Raw genomic sequence first — 18168 nt, forward strand, 5'->3', positions numbered from 1 at the left:
CGGTCTCACCGCACCGAGCGCAAAATATCGTCGCTTAGTCTCACTTACCAAAAACTGCTACCTGGCCCCCGCCGCTGGCGCGCCGACCGGCACCGATACTCCGGCGTTCGCTCCAGGCGGCAATCCTTCGATGTTGACATTCTGGGTGACGGGAGGCCGCTGGCCCATTTGTCTCGTCGGATCGCCCATGTCAGGAAGCTGATCCACCTGCTGCGTCGTGTTGCCATAGCGTGTCACGGCGGCGCCCACGCGCCTTGCGTCATATGCGATCCTGCGATCACCGACGTAGCGCGGCCAGGGATGGATTGTGTGAGTGACGGCGTTGACCTCTTTGGCATCGCCGGCGCTCGTCGTGATGGTATCGGACCGCTGGAAGTAGCGGTCCACCTCGTCATGACCGGCGAGCCCGTAACATCCGCCGAGCAGCAAGGGTGCGAACAGAGCCAGATACCTGACGGTCATCTCTCGCTTCCTCTAGTTGAGGGTTTTCACGACCGGCTGGTCGACAGCAGCGGCCGGAGCCACAACGGGCGCCCTAACTTCAGGAGCGATGATGTGGCCGTAAGGACCCTTCACGTCGCCACCCGAATTGACATAATCATCGTAACGCTTGCGGACTTCCATCTGGCCGTTGAGGAAGAAATCGACGTCGTTGGCCGGCAGACGCGAATCGAGCGGCGACGCCAGTCGCTGGCCGGGTGCAGCCGGCGCGACCAGACGCGGCGTGACGATAATCACCAGATCGGTTTCCTGCTGCTGGTACGACTTGCTGCTGAACAAGCTTCCGATCACCGGCACGGAGCCGATCCAGGGCAATTGCGAAACATCCTGCCGGTTGCGCGTCTGGAGCAGGCCGGCAATCGCAAAGCTCTGGCCGTCACGCAGTTCGACTGTGGTCCGCGCGTCGCGGCGGGTCAACGCCGGAATGACCGTCCCCGCGATCTGCACCGCATTGGAGAAATCGAGCTCGCTGACCGACGGCTCGACGCGAAGGTTGATTACGCCTCGTGACAACACGGTAGGAACGAAAGCCAGCTCGACACCGAATTTCTTGAACTCGATGGTCACTGTCGGTACGAGGCCAGCGGTACCGGCCGTGGACGCTACAGGCACCGGAAATTCACCGCCGGCCAGGAAGCGAGCGGCATCGCCGGACAGCGTGGTCAAGTTCGGCTCCGCCAACCGGCGAGCCAATCCTTTGGTTTCCAATGCAGAGATCAGCAGATCGATCGAGCCGCCGTTGGACGTCCGAACGATGCTGGTCAACAAGCTTCCGAACGGCGCAGGCGCCAGACCACCCGCGGTGCCGACGAGCGTCCCTAAAGTTCCGAGGACCGGCAGGCTCCCCGATCCCGTGGGCGTGCCGATCGGTGTTCGACCGGCCGCGGTGACTACGCCTACCCCGGTATTCCCAACATTCGTCCCATTGGCATTCGCCGCATAAAGGTTGACGCCCAGGTCACGACCGGCATCTCGATTCACCTCGAGGAAGCGCACCTCCAGCATCACCTGCTGCGGCGCCGCGACGCTCATGGCGTTGACGACGACGCCCCCTTTCGCAACGGTGCTGGTGGCGATCGCCATGGCCCGTTCGGCCGCGACCGCGTCGGTCGCGGTTCCGCTGAGGACCACCTGTCCCTCGGAGGCCGAGACGCGAATCCCCTGCATGCCGGTGCTGGACCGGATGTTCTGCTGCAGATTGCCGGTATCGATCACGACCTCGACGTCGAGGATCCCGATCTGCTGCATCGTCGAATCAAACAGGATCACGTTGGTGGTGCCGGTCTGCTTGCCCTGGACATAGATCAGACGGTCGCTCAGCGACTTGACGTCGACGATGTCGGGCGAGCCCGCGACAATCGTCGAAAAAGGCTTGTCGACCTTGAAGGTGCGTGACTTGTTGACGACTACCTTGACCCGTTGGACGTCGTTCATTTCGCTGACAAACACGCCACCGCCGGAGGAACTCCGATCTGCAGCTTTCGCGCGGTCAGCGGACCCGCACAAGGCGAGCGCCGCGCCCAGGCCCATCGCACCGAACGCGAGTAGCTTCCCTACCCTATTACCCGAAACGCGACCGCCACCCATTCGAGTCCCCCCGCTGCGATCCACGGCTATCCCGCGAATCTACGCACTCGATGTCCCCAAGAGTTCCCCTCTGCGCACCACGTCGCAGAGTTTACAATCCGTCCCACTACAAATCGTTACTTCGTATTTCCAACATCATCCTCCCTCATGCGGCCTCCTTGCAAGAAGAGACGCTTACTGCACCGCGGCAAGTACAGAGAAAACTTTGCAATGTTGCCAGCGAGCACCACTTCTCCGCCTGCCTGGAACTATCCTGCAGCGGAACCGCGCACGAGTTCTTGCACCCACTCCGCCCCAGCGAGCTCTCTATCGATTTTCGGAAAATCTGTTTGGACAAACCGGAGCTCGCCCCTCCCGTTTGGCGAAATCCAGAACGCAGTCCGAAATGGTTGCCTGTTACCCCTAGAATGGAATCGTGGTGGACGCGCTGGGCGCGTTCAATGTCGTGCCCCATATCGGCATCACCATGGTGAAGCCAGCCTGAGAAGCCGTCACAGTCAGTGCAGATGCTCCTGCAGAGGTGCTGACGGTCGGTGCGGAACTGCCATTTCTGTACAGGAAGGGGGCAGCAGCCTGCTTCTGCGTGGCAGACAGGTAGTCGCCGGTGCAACTCGAGGGAGACGCGTTAGGCGTCAAACCAGTGACGGCGGGCGCGTAGCATTGGATCATCATCGCCCGCGCGCTGGCGCCCGAAAGCGTGCGCAACGACTGCATGGTGATCGCATAGCGCGCTAAATCGAAAATAGCGAAGATCAATGTGAAAAGCGGCACGAACACGAGGATCAATTCGAACGACGCCATGCCGCGATTGTCGAGCTTTTTCATCACGGCACCAAAGTGACAACTTGGGTGTAGGCGATGGTAGAGGGGACACATGAATCCGTACTCAAGTATGCACTGCCGGTCATGTTGAGCGTCTTGGCAATCATCTGCGAGCAAGTCGTATTGGTGGGCTGGGTTGTCCCGCCGAACGACACATCTGCTTTAGGGAAGTACATCGCGCCCCCAAGCTGAACCGTGCCGTTGCCGTTGATAGTGATGTTCCCGGTCGCTTGAGGCGCGTCGATCAGAACGCCATTCAGAGCAGAAGAGAAAGTATTTGTCGTAGGGGCGGAAAGGCTGACCGTACCGCCAGTGATTTTCAGGCTCGTAGACCCGAGCAATACGAGGGTTACGTCTGTGCCTTTGATTTGTCCGCCGGTAATTTGTATCGTTCCCGCATTATAGAAAATGTATGTGCCTGGGTCCAAAACGTACTTGTCCGAACCGTTCACGTTAGGAAAATTACCATAGGCTCCAGTCCCACTGCTGTTAGGCGTGCAATGCTTCCACCCGTCCGCCTGAACAGGGCATGACGGGTTGGTGTTTCCGGTCCTTGTGTTGAAGGACGCATTCTGCAACCCACGCAGTGGATCCGTCGCGGGGGGCATGAAGTAGTTGTGCGTTGCGCTTACGTTGTTGCAGGTGTTGGTTGGACTGCAGCCAGTTGCACCATAGACGCCCCACCCCGAACCGGTGAACGATGGAGTACTAGCCAACTGGACAGTCCCATCTGACATCAGGGGGCAACCCGTTCCGTTGTTTGTGACGTTACCGCCGATTTTTAGCGCGCCCCCACCGTTCGGATCGGGTCCAAGCGCCAAGCCGCAAACTTTGCTCGGGTTCTGAACCATAGCGATGGCCTGAGCGGGGATTGGGATGGGGCTGCCTATACCCAGTACTGCCGCCAGGTAGGCCGGCTGTTGCTGGCTGACCCTGACGCGAACGGCGTTGCCGGTGCCGACAGCCGGCGTCGTGAACGTGCCCCCGCTGAAGTCCCCGCTGTAATTGCCGACATCGACCTGCACGGTTCGCGAGACCTGGCTCGGAAGGCTGGCCGCACAGCCTGCATAGCTGTCGCCGGCGTTGCAGAACGCGTTCTGCGCCGCGAATACCCTGCTCTGATTATCCACTGACGTAGGGCAGTTCGCCGCACCAGCAATATCGCATGAGAGCCGCAAGGCGCCCGCGTAGGCCGCTGCGTCGGCGGCGTTCTGCCCTTGCTGCCTGGTGACGTACCACGATCCGGCCTCGGCCCCGAGCGCAACCGCTCCTATGAGCGGCACGAGGGCGATGACTGTTGCGAATGCGGCCGAGCCTCGTTGGGAACGGAGCAGACTACGCATGGGCACACCTACTGGAAGCGTTCTGAGTAAGACAGCGTGTACGTACAAGAGTTGGGACAGAGTACCGGTCTCCACACGATCGGAGCCAGAGTGACAGTCGTCGAAAATGTGAAGTACTTGGGAATCTGGGTAAGGTTGCTGGAGGAGCACACACTGCTTCCGCACCAAACCTGGATGTTGCTGATCGTATAACCGTTGACTGTTGTTTGTAGGCCAGCCCCCCAGCTCACGGTGCCGTCGGGACCAAGCGGAGTCTTGTACTGGATGTATTGCCCGAAGGAACGCAACGCCGACCACCCGGCGATAAAGCCGAAGCCCGCGGCGGCCACGTCGGCAAGAGGCATCAGCAGAAACGCTATCATCAAGGCATAGACGAACATTGTCTCGAACGCGACGGCGCCGCGTTGGTCGGCGATGACAGATTTTTTATGGCTCGCGCGCACGCCTCGACGGACACTCACCACGTCCGGATGCCGTCTCCGAGCCCGAGCAATTTGCACAACGTCCATGACAGTTCGGCCACGCATAGCTGCTCACCAAACATAAGGAGCCAATCTCCACCGCGAGGCTTCGTAATTGGAATATTCTGGGCAAGTGCGCCGAAGCAGGTCTTCTTCGTATAGGATTCGGCACACCTGAACGCCCATATGCAGGATCAGCACGATCACCGTGAGCGGTGTCAGATATTGCAGCACCACGCCCACGATCACGATCTCTTCCGCCAAATAGAGCGGATGCTTGATCCAGCGATAAGGACCGGTTTGCACCACTGAACGCGCCTGCGGCACCAGGCTGAACGACCGCCCCAGGTGCCGGATGGTAACAAGCATCATGGCCAGGCCGATCAGCACGCAGGCGGTCGACAGCAAGTTCGGTAACGCCTCGTCGGTCTTGCCGAAGAAGGAGATCGTCCACGGCAAATAGGAGCCAATGAACGCAGCTATTCTCGGCATGACCCCGTCCGCATGCGCCTTTGCCGGTGATCTGCTCAGGATCAACACCGCCAGAAGCATGTAGAAGATGGCAAGACAAAAACTCGACAGAAGCGACGGCCAGGGATCGGTAAATGACCCAATTCTGACGGCGACGCAAAGTGCCAACAACAAGAACCACATGCTGCCGAGCAGCTGCATCATCCATTCGTAAGACCGGCTTTTCGACAGGGCAATCGTATTCATGGCCTACTTCACGCTAATGCTGGAGAATGTACGCACGAGGTGCAGAAACGGACTTCCGCCCAAAATGATGAACATGGCTGGAAGCATGAACAACACCATCGGAATGGTCAGCTTGGCGCCCAGTTTGTGCGCTCTTTCTTCCAGGTTGGTAATACGTTCTCGCCGGAGATCGATAGCGATGCTGCGCAGTGCCTGGCTCAGTGGCGTGCCATATTGCAGGCTTTGACTGACCATGGTGCCGAACCGGCGAAGGCCCTCTGACGTCGATCCCAGTTTCTCAAAAGCCTCGCTGCGATTCGGCAATATCCGGAGATCATCGAGAAGGCCGTACAAAACACGGGCCATGGCGGGATTCGTCTGGGTCATTTCCTCCGCTACCCGTTCCAGCGCGCTCTCCAGACCCATTCCCGCTTCGCTGCAGACGACCAGCAGATCGATCATGTCCGGCGTGCCAAGTCGGATGGCGGCGTTGAAGCGCCGTGCTAGCACCAACAAGATCAGCCGCGGCCCCATAATTCCAATCACCACGCCAACGAGGCTGAAGACCAGTACGTCGGTCAGTGGCTTCCCAAGAAGCTGCGCAACAAACAGGGCAATGATCGGGAACAGGAACATGCTGACGGTTTTGACACCGATCCAGATCGACAAGGCTCGATGAGGATTCAAACCCGACGATTGAACGATCGTTCGAAGCTGGTCCAGATTCTCCGAGGAGTAGAAGCGCCGATACCTTGCGCCAAGCGACGATAGCCAGCCGGTGATGTTCTGGAGAGGCGCGGACCGGCCAGGAACGCCCAACACCGCGTTTGACACCCGCACATTCAACGCACGAATGTGCAGTTCGTGGATAATCAACACGAAAGTCGCAGTCGCAAGTGCTATGGCAAGGGCGACCAAGCTGAGACCAAAAGTCATAGCGCGGTTTCCCTTCTGACCATCCAACGTATCACGAGCGACCCGACAATCACCGAGGCAACTGCGTAAGCCAGGAGCCTGTTTCCGGTCGGATCATAGAGCAGCAGATCGACCGTCTGCGCATTGATCAGATAGAGCAACCCACCGACGATAACGGGCGACACTGAAAGCGCGCGTGAGGAAAAGATCACCTCTCCGGCCAGGGCCTTCGCGCGAGCCGCGAGCGCAACCCGCTGCCTCACGGTATCTCCCAATGTTTGCAAGGTTTCGGTCAAACTGCCACCCGACTTCAGCTGGACTGCAAGTGTGACCGCAAAGATCCCATACTCTGCCACTTGCGTTCGCCGATAGACAGCTTCGACGGCCTCCTCCGGAGGTCTCCCCATACTCACTTCGGTGCACACGATGGCAAACTGCCCGGCTGTTGGTTCCGGCATCTCGCGCGCTATGGTGCGAAATGCTTCGGTCACTGGTAGCCCGGATCGAACGGTGCTCGTCACCAGTTGGATCGCGTCGGGCAGCTGCCGAAAAAGTTGACTGGAGAGACGATGCCGCTGCCATCCAAACAGACCCCGCACCACCAGGATTGCTACAATTGCAGCCACCGGACAGGCATAGACGTTGGAGAATTGCAGCACGCTATTGGCGTACAGAATTGCTGTCGCGGCGATCGCGCCGGCAAGCAGCACATACCCGGGATGTAAGGCATAGACGATCCCGGGCTTGTAATCGACCAGGCGGAAGAGATACGGCCATCGGGATCCGGCCTCCAAACGACGAATGGAAGGCAGTGCCCCCGGATCTGAAGCCGGCAGAGCTTTCGCCACCTGTCGATCGACGCGTCGTTGTCGTGCATCGAGCCACAACGTCACGGCTGCTGCGCAAATCAGCAGCACCAAGTCACTGGTAGTCAGAAAATCCAGCATTATAGCTGCCTCATAGCCTCGGCCCAGGCTCGATCGAGCCCATAATAGGCAAGACGGCTCTTGAATTTCGGGACTGCGTTGGTGGACCTGTAGGTGCCCGATATCCGCCCGTGGACATCCTCGTGCTCGTACTCGAACGCCGCGATGTCATTGGTGGTGATCACGTCACCTTCCAGCCCGATCACCTCACTGATCTGGATAACGCGACGCTGGCCATCCCGCATGCGCTCGACCTGCACGATGAGATCCAGCGCAGCGACAATCTGAGATCGAATTGCCCGCAGCGGCAGATTTGGCTGCCCCATCTGCACCATGTTTTCGATGCGGGTCATTGCGTCGCGGGCGCTATTGGCATGCACCGTGGAAATCGAACCGTCATGGCCGGTGTTCATCGCCTGCAGCATGTCAAACGCTTCGGCGCCGCGCACTTCGCCGACGACGATCCGGTCAGGACGCATTCGCAGCGCATTCCACACCAGATCGCGCTGTGTCACCTGACCGGTGCCTTCCAGGCTCGGAGGCCGGGTTTCCAGGCTGATCACGTGCGGCTGTTGAAGCTGCAACTCTGCTGCGTCCTCGATGGTGACGATGCGCTCGCTGTGATCGATGAACTGGCTCATCGCGTTGAGCAACGTCGTCTTGCCCGAACCGGTGCCGCCGGAGACCAGAACATTGAGCCGCGACCGCGCGGCAATCTCCAGCAATTCTCCGATAGCCGCGGACACGGAGCCGTTCTGGACCATGCCGGCCATGTCCAAACGGCGACTTGGAAATTTTCGGATGGAGATGCAGGGGCTGTGGATCGCCAACGGCGGGAGGATGATGTTGACGCGGCTGCCGTCGGGCAAACGGCAATCCACCATCGGACTGGATTCATCGACGCGGCGCCCGACTTGCGCGGCGATTTTCTGCGCCACCGATGCGATGTGATCATTGTCGCGGAATCGCACCGCGATCCGCTCCAGCTTCCCGCTTCGCTCGACATAGATGTTGCTCGGCCCGTTGACCATGATGTCGTTGATCGATTGATCCAGCAGAAGCGGACGGAGCGGACCGTAGCCGGTCATGTCGTCGGCAATCTCGTCCGCCAGCTGAAGCTGCTCGCGGCCCGACAGCTCGAGCCGCTCCTCGTTGGCAATTCCGTGGATGATTTCCTCGATCTGCCGGCGAAGGACATCGCGCGAAACAGTCGCAGCCACCGATGGTTCAATCTGCTCGATGACCCTTTCACGCAGCGACGCCGGCATCACCGGCCGCTGGATCGACGGTTCGTCGCGCCTTGGCGTAGATGCGGACGCGCCCGGCATGGGCGGGGTTGCCGTCAACGCAGGCAAACGAGCTGGCGTATCGTCTTCGCGCCTACCAAACTTTTTCATAGCCCGAGCAGCCTCCTCAGCCGTCCCTTCGGCGCGGCGCCGAGCCCCGTGATCTCCCTTACGATCGGGGCGAGGTGACGCCGCAGTCCCGATACGTGCTTCAGCGCCGGAATTCCGAGATTGACCGCCTGGGTCATCCCCTTCCCGAGTTCGGGAACCACCATGTCCGGTTCGGCCCCCAAGGCCTTGACAATCGTGGCCTTGGGAAGGCCGCCGGCGCGGCCGGCACGGTTGAGCAAGGTAAACACCCGATCCTTGCCGGCGATGTTGGTGACGGCGGTGCGCAGTGCATGGGCATTGCGAAGTCCGGTCACCTCTGCTTCCAGCAACACCAGCACGTGACGTGAAAGAGTGATCACCGGATAGATGGATGGCGGGAACGGGACCGGCACGTCGACGACGATGTAGTTGAACCGCTGGCGGAGCAAACCCAGCACGTGTCTGACACCCGCTTCGGTGATGTCGAGCTGCGCATCCAGTTCCTCATCGGCGGAAATCAGGCAAACCCGTTCGTTCACCTCGATTGCCGCGCGCTCGAGGAACAACGTGTCGGCGCGCATCGGATTTTCCAAGGCAATCCGCAGCCCCGGCCCGGGCTGAACACCCAACATGACAGCGGCTTCGCCGCCTTGCAGATGAAGATCCAGCAAAGCGACCTTGGCCTTGGTGGTTTCGGCCAGTTGTAGTGCGAGATTGATGGCAATGCTCGTTGCGCCGGCCCCGCCCTGCGCACCGCAGATCGAGATCACGTGACCGCCACGATCGGCCGGACCGGGGGCTACGTCCCCGAGCAGCTTCGGACGCAGCTGGTCCAGCACCATATCGCGCGTGAGCGGCCGCGGAAGATACTCCGTCAAGCCGATCTCCATGAGCTCGCGGTAGAAGGTGATCTCCCTGCTCTCTCCGATCAGAGCCACCCGAACGTCGGGTGGGCAGACGCCGGCCAGCCTTTCCAGTTCGGTGAAGGGGTCGTCAATTCCACTGATGTCGGTCACCAGAGCGAACAGCTCGGTGTCGGTTTCGAGCATCCGTATGGCATTGCGGATCGTGCCGCGCCGGATCGACAAGTTGCTACCGTCGAGGCCCTTGCGCAGCGCCGCCGCACTAAGCTCGTCATTGACGAAACAGACGATTCTGTCGCGCGCCACGACGGACGCAGCTTGTTCAGGCGGACTTGCTACTGCTGTGTTGGCGATCATCGCTGCCTCCCCTTACCGACGTGACGACACGGCCGAAGCGACCGGCGTCGACAGAGCAATTGCCCGCGACGCATCGTCAATCAACGCCGTGCGCGTGGTTCCTGCATCGTCTCTCTTGACCGAGTATTTCGTGCCGCTATTGCGCGCATAAATCACGACCGTTGCGCTCGTATCCGCGATATCCTGTCGGTCGATCGCAGACCGCACGGCCAGCGAAAGCTTTCCGAGCTGCGCTGCGAGGACGACTGTCTTGACCTGCTCCGGCGCGAGCTCCAGCGATACAGTATGCGCCACCTTGCCTGCCGAGGCGTTGCTGGCCGAGCCGCCTTGAACGATCTCCTGGTCGATCGCGACAATCCGAACATTATGAGCGACGGTTTCGCTCAACGTGCCGTGCTGGTTGTCAGGATTCTGCTTCTCGCCCGCCGTCGTCGACTCCTGGATCAACACGACATCCACATAGTCGCCTGGCCAGATCAGGCCCGAGACACCGGACGCAGCGTCAACGTTGATGCTGATCGCGCGGCTATCCGGAGCCAGGACGCTGGCGAGAAAACCGCGTTCGCGCGGGCGCAAGATGTCTTTCGATGTAATCGGACTGCCAGTGTCGAGGAAGTTGCGAACCAGAGACCCGCGAAGTCCGATTTTGGCATCCGGCGTATCAAGGATTGCCCCGGCAGGAACGCCATCCGACGACGACACCGAACGTACCGTGAAATCTTCATCGCGGGCCAGCGTCCCTCTCGGTAGCGGGTGTACCGCGACGAAGTATCCGATACTTGGAGCTGGCGGAGCAGTCTCCGCGACCTGTGCGACCGGGGCCTGTGCTTTCGGCAGGTTCATGTTGTAGGCGATGAGCCCGAGCGCAACGGCCGCGAGCATGAACACCATGATGATCGAGAGGCGCAAAGCGGATGACATGTCAAAATCCTCTGCTGAAAATGGCCCAGATACCGCCGCAGGCTATGGCAACCCCGTAAGGCAGCGGTGCGCGTCGCAGATGGCGCCAACGCTCGACCGCGTAGAGGCGGCGCACGAGCGACGAACCGGCGGGCGCTAACCTGGGATATGGAAGGAGGCGCATCATCAGATGCACCAGAGCAAGAACGCCGCCGGCCAGCGCCGTGACGGTCAACAACTGGATGATGCCCGTCAGCGGAAGACCAATCGCCAAGGCGGCCAGCAGCTTGACGTCGCCGCCACCAACGAGTCCCCGCTGGTAGATCATGAACAGCAGCAGGAACAGGATTGTCGCTGATATCAGGGATTCGACGAGTTGCATCGGGCTAGCCAATTGACCAACGATCCCGAGGAGCGCCAGCGCCAGACATATCTCATTTCGGATCAATCGTGTCGCAACGTCGATCGTTGCGACATATAGCAACAACAGGATTTCGAAAAACGATGCTACGGAAACGATCCAACTCATCGACTGCAGCCTCAAAAAAGCGAGGGCACATCAAAAAACTTAAAGTGAGGTCACATAAAAATTTCGAGACGCGGAGGGGCACATTCCGATGCCCCTTCCGGCGTCAGACGCCCGTATTACACGGCCGCAGTGAACGCAGCGGTGATAGTGGTGATCCCGCCAGTCAGCGCCGTCCCGATAGCACCACCTGCCCCCGTACCGAACGCAGCAGCCACCGCGCCGATGATACAAGCGGCAACGATGATGTACTCGAACGACACCACGCCGTCCTGATCCGCGCGCAGGTTTTTCAAGGCCTCGGTGGTCTTGATGTAATTGTTCAACATAGGAGAGATCCTTCTTGCAAGATGAACCACCACGACCAACCCTAAGCGGGAGGCATATTCCGATGCCCCCCTCCGGGTTAGGCGCCGAACTTACACGGCCGCCGTGAAGGCCGCGGTGATCTTGGTGATCCCGCCGGTCAGCGCCGTCGCGATGGCACCACCTGTTCCCGTACCGAACGCTGCAGACACTGCGCCGATGATGCAAGCCGCGACGATGATGTACTCGAACGACACCACGCCGTCCTGGTCCGCGCGCAGCTGCTTGAACGCTTCCGTGGTCTTGACGTAATAACGCAGCATAGGAAAATCCCTTCTTTGAAGATGAATTTGCACATCGACGGCAAAGAAAAAGCCGGTGCCGACGAATTGATCTATAGCGTGACGATGATCACGGCGGCTGTGATCTCCGGGAGTAGCCCGAAATTGCCAACTCTTCCCGGCTCTGATTCTTTACTATGTTTGCGCCGAACGACTCGAGCTCACGGCGCCTCGCTGAACGTGCGTAAAGCCTTCACGGAATAGCGAAAACTTCACTCCGGGTGGAGCGCGAATGGAGATTGCAAATCTCGATGAATACGCCTCTGAAGCGATTAACCAAAGGCACAGAACGGTCTTTTCGCCCCGTAAACATACGGGCGCCGTGTAGCGACGTTCGGCAGGAGAAAGCGGCAAGCACAAAGTAAACGACGCTCGTTACACTTCGATCTATTGCAACGGTGAAGGACATTGCAGCGCAAAGCGGAGTGGCTATGCAGAGCGACCTTCCCTGCGGCGCGCAGCAAACCGCGAGGGCACGCATGCAGTCATGCACACTGTGTCACCAGCATGCTTGCTGATCGGCGACGCCGTGCAGGCGTCCGCAGGGGGGATGCCCGAGCGATCGTCTAGTGCACGCACTGGCGGACGTAATAGCCGTTCACCCGTATCCACTGGCAGGGGCTCGGTGGCGGCTCCTTGATGATGAAGTAGCCGTGATAATCGATGTTCGTTGGCGCGGTCAGGCCGCGCCAGAACACCGCATTCGCACTCGACGAGCTCAGGGTCATCGCGGCTGAGAAATAGGCCAGGGCGGCACAGAGCGGAAAGAATGTTCGCATCATCATCTTCCGGTTTTGCATTCCTTGCCGTAGCACGCTCATCCTGCTGGGTCCCAGCAAAACCCGCAAGTCCCATCACACCATCAAAAGGCCAGCGACGGGAAGCAGTTCCGATATATGATCGCGCCCCATCCCCTGCCGATATCGTTCGGCATCTCTCTCACGCCGCAAGTTTTGCCGCGTGTGCGAAATCCCAATATAACTTTCGTGCACGCGCAAAAAAGCGCCCCGGCGTGAGCTGCCGGTCGTCGATGCGGATCACGGGCGCAACCTTGGCGAAATTGCCGGTCGAAAAGATCTCGTCCGCACCGACGAAATCGGCATAGCGCAGCGTCGCCTCTATGACCGTGACGCCGTCACCGCGCAAAAGTTCGATCACGCGCTGCCGCGTGATCCCGTTCAGGAAGGTGCCGTTCGGCGCCGGCGTATAGACCACGCCGGCTTTCGCCATGAACACGTTGGAATTGCCGAACTCTGCAACATTGCCGAGCATGTCCAGCATCAGGCAATTCTGGAAACCGCGCGAGGCGGCCTCCCTGAGCGCACGAGAGCTGTTCGGGTAAAGGCAGGACGCCTTGACATCGGCCGGCGCGCATTCGGCGGTCGGCCTGCGGAACGGCGACAGCGTAATCGCGCTGCCGACAGGCTCCGGGATCGGCGACTCGTAGATGCAAAGGCACCAGTCCGTCGTTTCCGGATCGAACAGCACGCCGCCGCCGACCCCGTTCTGCGGCCAGTACATCGGTCGGATATAGAGTTCGGCATTGGCCGGAAACCGGGCGATACCCTCGCGCGCCAGCCCAAGCCACGTGCCGACATCGACCACCGGCTTGAGCCCGAAGTTGACCGCAGATTGATTGACGCGGGCGCAATGACGATCGAGGTCGGGCATGACGCCTTCGAAGGCGCGCCCGCCATCAAACACGGTCGAGGCAAGCCAGAGCCCATGGGTGCGCGGCCCCATGATCGGCATATTGCCTTCGTGCCACTGGTTTCGGAAGAATGTCCATGTCTTCGAATGACTGACGGGCTTGGTTTCGGGAACCATGACGAACCTCCATTCCGGCACGACTGCGCTATGGTCCGTAGATCACCAGCTCGGAGTCCGACAGATCGGCAAGCCGTGGGCAATGCGGACCCTTGAAGTACTTGCAGCCCATCTTCTCCCTGTAGAAGCCGACCAGGCCACTCACGGGGCCATTGGCGTCGAATGCAATCGATATCCGGCCGCGCCGGAGCACGAAACGACCGATGGCGCCTGCACACCTGATATAATCGGCCACGTCGGGGCAATAAATCATCTGCAGCGCCGGCAGCCGGATGCCTCGGGCGTGCATCGACTGCAGGACGAACGGAGAGGCCCGGCCATTGGCGGCGCGGCATACCAGGCTGAGGCAGCCGTAGGCTGCGTGACGTGCAAGCAGCGCGGCGTCGGCCTCGGACAAGCCATCGATCGCCCGCGCGTCCTGCCGGACGACTTCGACGCGCATAGCCTTGGCCGGACGTGACAGCACCGGAAAGGAGAAGAACAGGCCGCCGCAGTAGCGGCGGAATCCCTGTGCTTCGATGGCTCGCCAGGTCCATTGCGCCGGGCTGATATTGACGTAGGTGACGTCCTTGTGGCGCTGCGCGACCTTGGTCAGCATCGGCGCATAGCTGCGAAAGGCAGGTTCCACGTACCAGCTGGAGAGATTGCAGCGGATCGAGATGCGGCCGCCATCGCTACGTGCCGTGTGGATCAACAGCAGAGCACCGACGGGCGTCCGATCGCGCACGAGCATGTAGCCGAAGCGCGGGAAGCTGTCGGGCGTCTCGCGCACGGCCAGGCGCCGGAGTCCGTCAATCCAGTAGTTGCGCGAACGGATCGGAAAGCCGCGTGTCAGAAGATCGGCGATGGCGCCAAGATCGGCTGGTCCTATCTCGCGGCACCGGATCATGGTCGGGACTCTCACTCGTGATATCCGAGCCGCGTCCCGTTGTTGGTCTTCAGGTTTGGCAAGCGGGCCCGGCGAGCCGACCGCACGGCAACCAATTTGCGTCCATGGCGCCGCGCCGGTACGCCGGCCGCGGAGAGCGCCGCTTCTCGCGCCCCCACCGGCTTTGAGCGTCCGGCTCGCTGCGACACCATGTACAGCAACCAGTTGCGGTATATGCGCTTGGCCGGGAGATGCCAGACGTTGTTCAGGTCCCTCGTCACGCGATCGGCTGGAAAGTCGGCGAAAAGCTCCGGGCATCTGTTGGAAAGCGCCTTCTGCCGGAAAGCGACCAGTATCTCCTCCGCCTCCTCGTCCAGATAGCCCGTTGGTATCGTCGGACAGACTTCGTTCTCGCCCCGGAGGAAGCGACCTAGGTCTCTTCTATATTCGCCCAACAGGCTCAGGGATTCGTATTCCGGGTGGCCCTGGAAATGGACGAAGAGGCTCTGCTTCTGCTGCTTGACGAAGCAGTCGACCCCCGCCTCCTCCGATCCGGAGAGAACCGAATACCCGCAGTTCGCGAGATCCCTCTCCTGCACCTCGTTCCACCGGGCGTGCGGTATTCTGAAGGTCGTCGGCACATCTTGCATCAGGGAATGATGTCTCCTCTTTGTTTGAGCGAAGACACCGAAGCATTTGTTGGGCAGCTTGTGGCGCGCAACACCGTCCATGTGCAGGACGGCCCCATGGACGGCCAGACATGAAAACACCGACGACACGGTATTCTCGCCGGCCCAGTCGGCGATCTGGGCGAAGGTGGTCCAATACGGCTCTTCCGTCAGGCTGGCGGCCCTGGGTTCGGCGCCGGTCACGATCACGCCGTCCAGCCTCCTGTTCAGGAGATCGTCGATACCGCGATAGTATCGGCGCACGTAATCGCGCCCCCATTCCGAACGGGGGGTCGCTTCCATCGTATAGAAATGCAACCTGACGAGAAGTCGTCCCGCAGCCGCATCGAGCAGGTCGAACAGCTGGCGCTCGGTCGACATCAAGGCGGCATCCGACATGTTGTTGATGAGCCCGATATCGAGGCACTCGACGTGGTTTCCCGGTGACGTCTTTGCACAATCACTTCCGCGCGATGCTCTCGATAAGAGGTGGTGTTCGTACGAATCAACGTCGATTAAAACAGCCATCCGGATGCCTTCATGGTTGCCGAAACATCAGTTCGCAGCGCGCAGGGCCTGGTCGAGGTCTGCGATGATGTCGTCGACGTGCTCGATTCCGACGCTCAGCCTGATCATCTCCGGCCGCACGCCGGCTTTGTCCTGCTCTTGGGGCGACATTTGCCGATGCGTGGTCGATGCGGGGTGGCAAGCGAGCGATTTCGCGTCGCCGATATTGACCAGCCGTTTGCACAGCTTCAGCGCGTCGTAGAACCGCTTGCCCGCCTCGAAGCCTCCGGCCACACCAAAAGTCAGCAGCGAACATGCCCGGCCGCCCAGATATTTCTGGGTCAGCGCGTAATAGGGACTGTCATCAAAGCCGGCATAGTTCACCCACCCGACACCGCGGTTATTGCGCAAGAACTTCGCAACCTTCTCGCCGTTGTCGACGTGTCGCTCGATCCGCAGCGCGACGGTCTCAATGCCCTGGAGCAGCAGGAAAGCGTTCATCGGCGCCAGGACGGCGCCGGTGGTTCTCTGCGAGACGGCGCGGCAGCGCGCGATGTAGGCAGCAGCGCCGTAGCGCTCGCTGAAAACCAGCCCGTGATAAGACTTCTCCGGCTCGTTCATCATCGGGAAGCGCCGGCGATGCTCCGCCCATGGGAACTTGCCGCCGTCGACGATAATTCCGCCGAGCGTGGTGCCATGCCCGCCCATGAATTTCGTCAGCGATTCCACGACGATGTCTGCGCCGTATTCGATCGGCCGGAGCAGGATCGGTGTCGGTACCGTGTTGTCGACGATCAGCGGGACACCGTGCCGGTGCGCGACCTCGGCCATCGCTTCGATGTCGCAGATGTTTCCGGCCGGATTCCCGACGCTCTCGCAGAACACCGCCCGCGTATCGTCGTCGATCAGTTTTTCCACGCTCGCCGGCCGGTCGTCTTCCGAAAACCGCACCGTAATGCCCTGCCTCGGCAGGATGTGTGCGAACAGCGTATGCGTGGTTCCGTAGAGCTGCGGAACCGAGACGATATTGGTACCCATCTCGGCGATATTGACCACCGCATAGTTCACCGCGGCCTGACCACAGGCCACGCTGAGTGCGTCGATGCCTCCTTCCAAAGCGGCGACCCGGCTCTCGAGTACCGCATTGGTCGGATTGCCGATCCGTGTATAGCGGAAGCCGTCCACTTCAAGGTTGAACAGTGCGGCGCCATGGTCGGCACTGTCGAATGCGTAAGAAGCGGTCTGATAGATCGGCACGGCGACGGCCTTGGTGACCGGATCGTCTTTGAAGCCGCCGTGGACCGCGATGGTCTCTCTCCTCATTGAGGAGGGTCCCTCGGCTCTTCGATCCCGAGCGATCTCGGGATGTCCCTGGCGCATCGCACGTCCTCCAGTTCAGACGCCGCCTACCGGTCGTTCCGCGGGAAGCCGAGCAGGTCCCGCACTGCTGTCGGCCAGCGGGTCGTGTTGACGCCATGGGTGTGGAACATGGCGACCGCGAGTCGGTCCATTCCGAACGCCACGCAGGCGGTATGAGCCGGCTCACCCGCCGCATCCACGATGCCCCAGGTGGCACCGAAATGTTCGCGATGATAGTTGAAGCTCATGCACGCCGTCGGCTGTTCCTCCGAGCGCAGAGGCACAAGCAGTTCGAATTTCAGCGACATTTGCTTTTGGCTCAGGGCCATCATCTGGCCCACGCGGCCGAAGAACGGATCGCTGGCGTAGTCGACCCTGAAGGGCAGCCCGAGATCGCGAGCGATCTCCTGAGCCCGCTCGATCCAACGCTCGCGGAACGCGAAGGTCAGGTCAGGGCTGCCTATGCAGACGAATTCGCGCATCCTGAAGGACTGCAGCCGGTCGAGATGGTGCGAGGGCTCGCGGCGGAAGCAATCGGCGGCTACGTCGAAACGCCAACCGCCTGCCGGTACGGGGCCGCGGCTCGCCGCGATCGGATAGACTGGGTAGCAGGCTGCCGGCGACAGCACGAGGTCGGCCGGTGAAAGCGACTCCGTCCAGTCGCCGCCGTTCTCGAAGCGGCTGACCGCGGCGTGGATCTCGCCATCCGTGCCGTGCAAGCCGCAAACGCAACCCAACAGGTTCGGAAAACTTTTCAGATAGCCCGACCGCTCGAGCTGCGCGCGATTCATGACGGGAGGGAAGCGCATCACCTCGGTGTCCGCTTCGCGATGCCGCGAGATCAGCAGCGCAAGCCGCTCAACGACGTCTTCATAGAGCGCGGTGCGACCATAGACCCCCGGCGAGCCCATCTCGTGGAACAGCAGATCGGAAAGATGGTCCAGCGGATCGGACGGACGGGAAGCCGAATCCGGCGTTGTTGCAAACATGGCCACGTTCATGTCGAGCCCCATTTCCTT

The 18168-nt window shown here is 60.6% G+C and carries 21 protein-coding genes; 1 reads left to right on the forward strand and 20 read right to left on the reverse strand.

Features of this window, described 5'->3' with window-relative positions; translation table 11 throughout:
- Positions 1-57: 57 nt before the first annotated feature.
- The 14 genes from ACV1FX_RS13380 to ACV1FX_RS13445 form a co-directional block, all read right to left on the reverse strand.
- On the reverse strand, positions 58-462 hold the full coding sequence (locus ACV1FX_RS13380; RefSeq protein WP_473118022.1) for a hypothetical protein: 405 nt from the start codon (positions 460-462) through the stop codon (positions 58-60).
- A gap of 12 nt (positions 463-474) precedes the next feature.
- Positions 475-2088, reverse strand: coding sequence for a type II and III secretion system protein family protein (locus ACV1FX_RS13385; protein WP_473118023.1), 1614 nt, complete (start codon positions 2086-2088; stop codon positions 475-477).
- Positions 2089-2490: 402 nt separating this feature from the next.
- Entirely contained in the window at positions 2491-2913 is a 423-nt protein-coding gene (locus ACV1FX_RS13390) for a TadE/TadG family type IV pilus assembly protein (RefSeq protein WP_473118024.1), read from the reverse strand.
- The gene (locus tag ACV1FX_RS13395; protein WP_473118025.1) at positions 2913-4253 is read right to left on the reverse strand and encodes a pilus assembly protein TadG-related protein; all 1341 of its coding nucleotides are present in this window, start codon (positions 4251-4253) and stop codon (positions 2913-2915) included. The genes ACV1FX_RS13390 and ACV1FX_RS13395 overlap by 1 nt, the downstream gene beginning before the upstream one ends.
- Positions 4254-4261: 8 nt before the next feature.
- The gene (locus ACV1FX_RS13400) at positions 4262-4762 is read right to left on the reverse strand and encodes a hypothetical protein (RefSeq protein ID WP_473118026.1); all 501 of its coding nucleotides are present in this window, start codon (positions 4760-4762) and stop codon (positions 4262-4264) included.
- A gap of 24 nt (positions 4763-4786) precedes the next feature.
- Entirely contained in the window at positions 4787-5431 is a 645-nt protein-coding gene (locus ACV1FX_RS13405) for a methyltransferase family protein (protein ID WP_473118027.1), read from the reverse strand.
- Between the two features lie 3 nt (positions 5432-5434).
- On the reverse strand, positions 5435-6346 hold the full coding sequence (locus ACV1FX_RS13410; protein ID WP_473118028.1) for a type II secretion system F family protein: 912 nt from the start codon (positions 6344-6346) through the stop codon (positions 5435-5437).
- Positions 6343-7272 (reverse strand): type II secretion system F family protein, encoded by a 930-nt coding sequence (locus ACV1FX_RS13415; RefSeq protein ID WP_473118029.1) that lies wholly within the window; start codon positions 7270-7272, stop codon positions 6343-6345. The genes ACV1FX_RS13410 and ACV1FX_RS13415 overlap by 4 nt, the downstream gene beginning before the upstream one ends.
- Positions 7272-8648, reverse strand: a complete 1377-nt coding sequence (locus ACV1FX_RS13420) for a CpaF family protein (protein ID WP_473118030.1) — start codon at positions 8646-8648, stop codon at positions 7272-7274. Before ACV1FX_RS13420 ends, ACV1FX_RS13415 begins: the two co-directional genes overlap by 1 nt.
- A complete protein-coding gene (locus ACV1FX_RS13425) occupies positions 8645-9847 on the reverse strand; it encodes a CpaE/TadZ family protein (RefSeq protein ID WP_473118031.1) in 1203 nt (400 codons plus the stop codon). Before ACV1FX_RS13425 ends, ACV1FX_RS13420 begins: the two co-directional genes overlap by 4 nt.
- A gap of 12 nt (positions 9848-9859) precedes the next feature.
- Positions 9860-10768 carry a Flp pilus assembly protein CpaB gene (gene cpaB, locus ACV1FX_RS13430; protein ID WP_473118032.1) on the reverse strand — a complete coding sequence of 303 codons (909 nt, stop codon included), beginning with the start codon at positions 10766-10768 and terminating at the stop codon, positions 9860-9862.
- 1 nt (position 10769) lies between these two features.
- The gene (locus ACV1FX_RS13435; protein ID WP_473118033.1) at positions 10770-11276 is read right to left on the reverse strand and encodes an A24 family peptidase; all 507 of its coding nucleotides are present in this window, start codon (positions 11274-11276) and stop codon (positions 10770-10772) included.
- A gap of 116 nt (positions 11277-11392) precedes the next feature.
- Positions 11393-11602: a hypothetical protein gene (locus ACV1FX_RS13440; protein WP_473118034.1), complete on the reverse strand. Its 210-nt coding sequence runs from the start codon at positions 11600-11602 to the stop codon at positions 11393-11395.
- A 90-nt stretch (positions 11603-11692) separates the two neighbouring features.
- Complete coding sequence (locus ACV1FX_RS13445) at positions 11693-11902, reverse strand: hypothetical protein (protein ID WP_473118035.1); 210 nt, start codon at positions 11900-11902, stop codon at positions 11693-11695.
- Between the two features lie 15 nt (positions 11903-11917).
- Between ACV1FX_RS13445 and ACV1FX_RS13450 the strand changes: the two genes are divergently transcribed.
- Entirely contained in the window at positions 11918-12124 is a 207-nt protein-coding gene (locus ACV1FX_RS13450; protein ID WP_473118036.1) for a hypothetical protein, read from the forward strand.
- Positions 12125-12486: 362 nt separating this feature from the next.
- On the opposite strand, the gene ACV1FX_RS13455 is transcribed toward ACV1FX_RS13450, so the two are convergent.
- The 6 genes from ACV1FX_RS13455 to ACV1FX_RS13480 all read right to left on the reverse strand — a co-directional run bounded on the left by ACV1FX_RS13455 (position 12487) and on the right by ACV1FX_RS13480 (position 18150).
- Entirely contained in the window at positions 12487-12699 is a 213-nt protein-coding gene (locus ACV1FX_RS13455) for a hypothetical protein (protein WP_473118037.1), read from the reverse strand.
- A gap of 160 nt (positions 12700-12859) precedes the next feature.
- Positions 12860-13747: a branched-chain amino acid aminotransferase gene (locus ACV1FX_RS13460; protein ID WP_473118038.1), complete on the reverse strand. Its 888-nt coding sequence runs from the start codon at positions 13745-13747 to the stop codon at positions 12860-12862.
- A 28-nt stretch (positions 13748-13775) separates the two neighbouring features.
- Positions 13776-14636, reverse strand: a complete 861-nt coding sequence (locus tag ACV1FX_RS13465) for an acyl-CoA acyltransferase (protein ID WP_473118039.1) — start codon at positions 14634-14636, stop codon at positions 13776-13778.
- A gap of 11 nt (positions 14637-14647) precedes the next feature.
- A complete protein-coding gene (gene metA / locus ACV1FX_RS13470; RefSeq protein ID WP_473118040.1) occupies positions 14648-15811 on the reverse strand; it encodes a homoserine O-succinyltransferase MetA in 1164 nt (387 codons plus the stop codon).
- A gap of 27 nt (positions 15812-15838) precedes the next feature.
- Positions 15839-17113 (reverse strand): O-acetylhomoserine aminocarboxypropyltransferase/cysteine synthase family protein, encoded by a 1275-nt coding sequence (locus tag ACV1FX_RS13475; RefSeq protein ID WP_473118041.1) that lies wholly within the window; start codon positions 17111-17113, stop codon positions 15839-15841.
- An 83-nt stretch (positions 17114-17196) separates the two neighbouring features.
- A complete protein-coding gene (locus ACV1FX_RS13480; protein WP_473118042.1) occupies positions 17197-18150 on the reverse strand; it encodes an amino acid--[acyl-carrier-protein] ligase in 954 nt (317 codons plus the stop codon).
- Between the last annotated feature and the right edge of the window lie 18 nt (positions 18151-18168).

It is taken from the genome of Bradyrhizobium ingae (genome assembly GCF_055791185.1).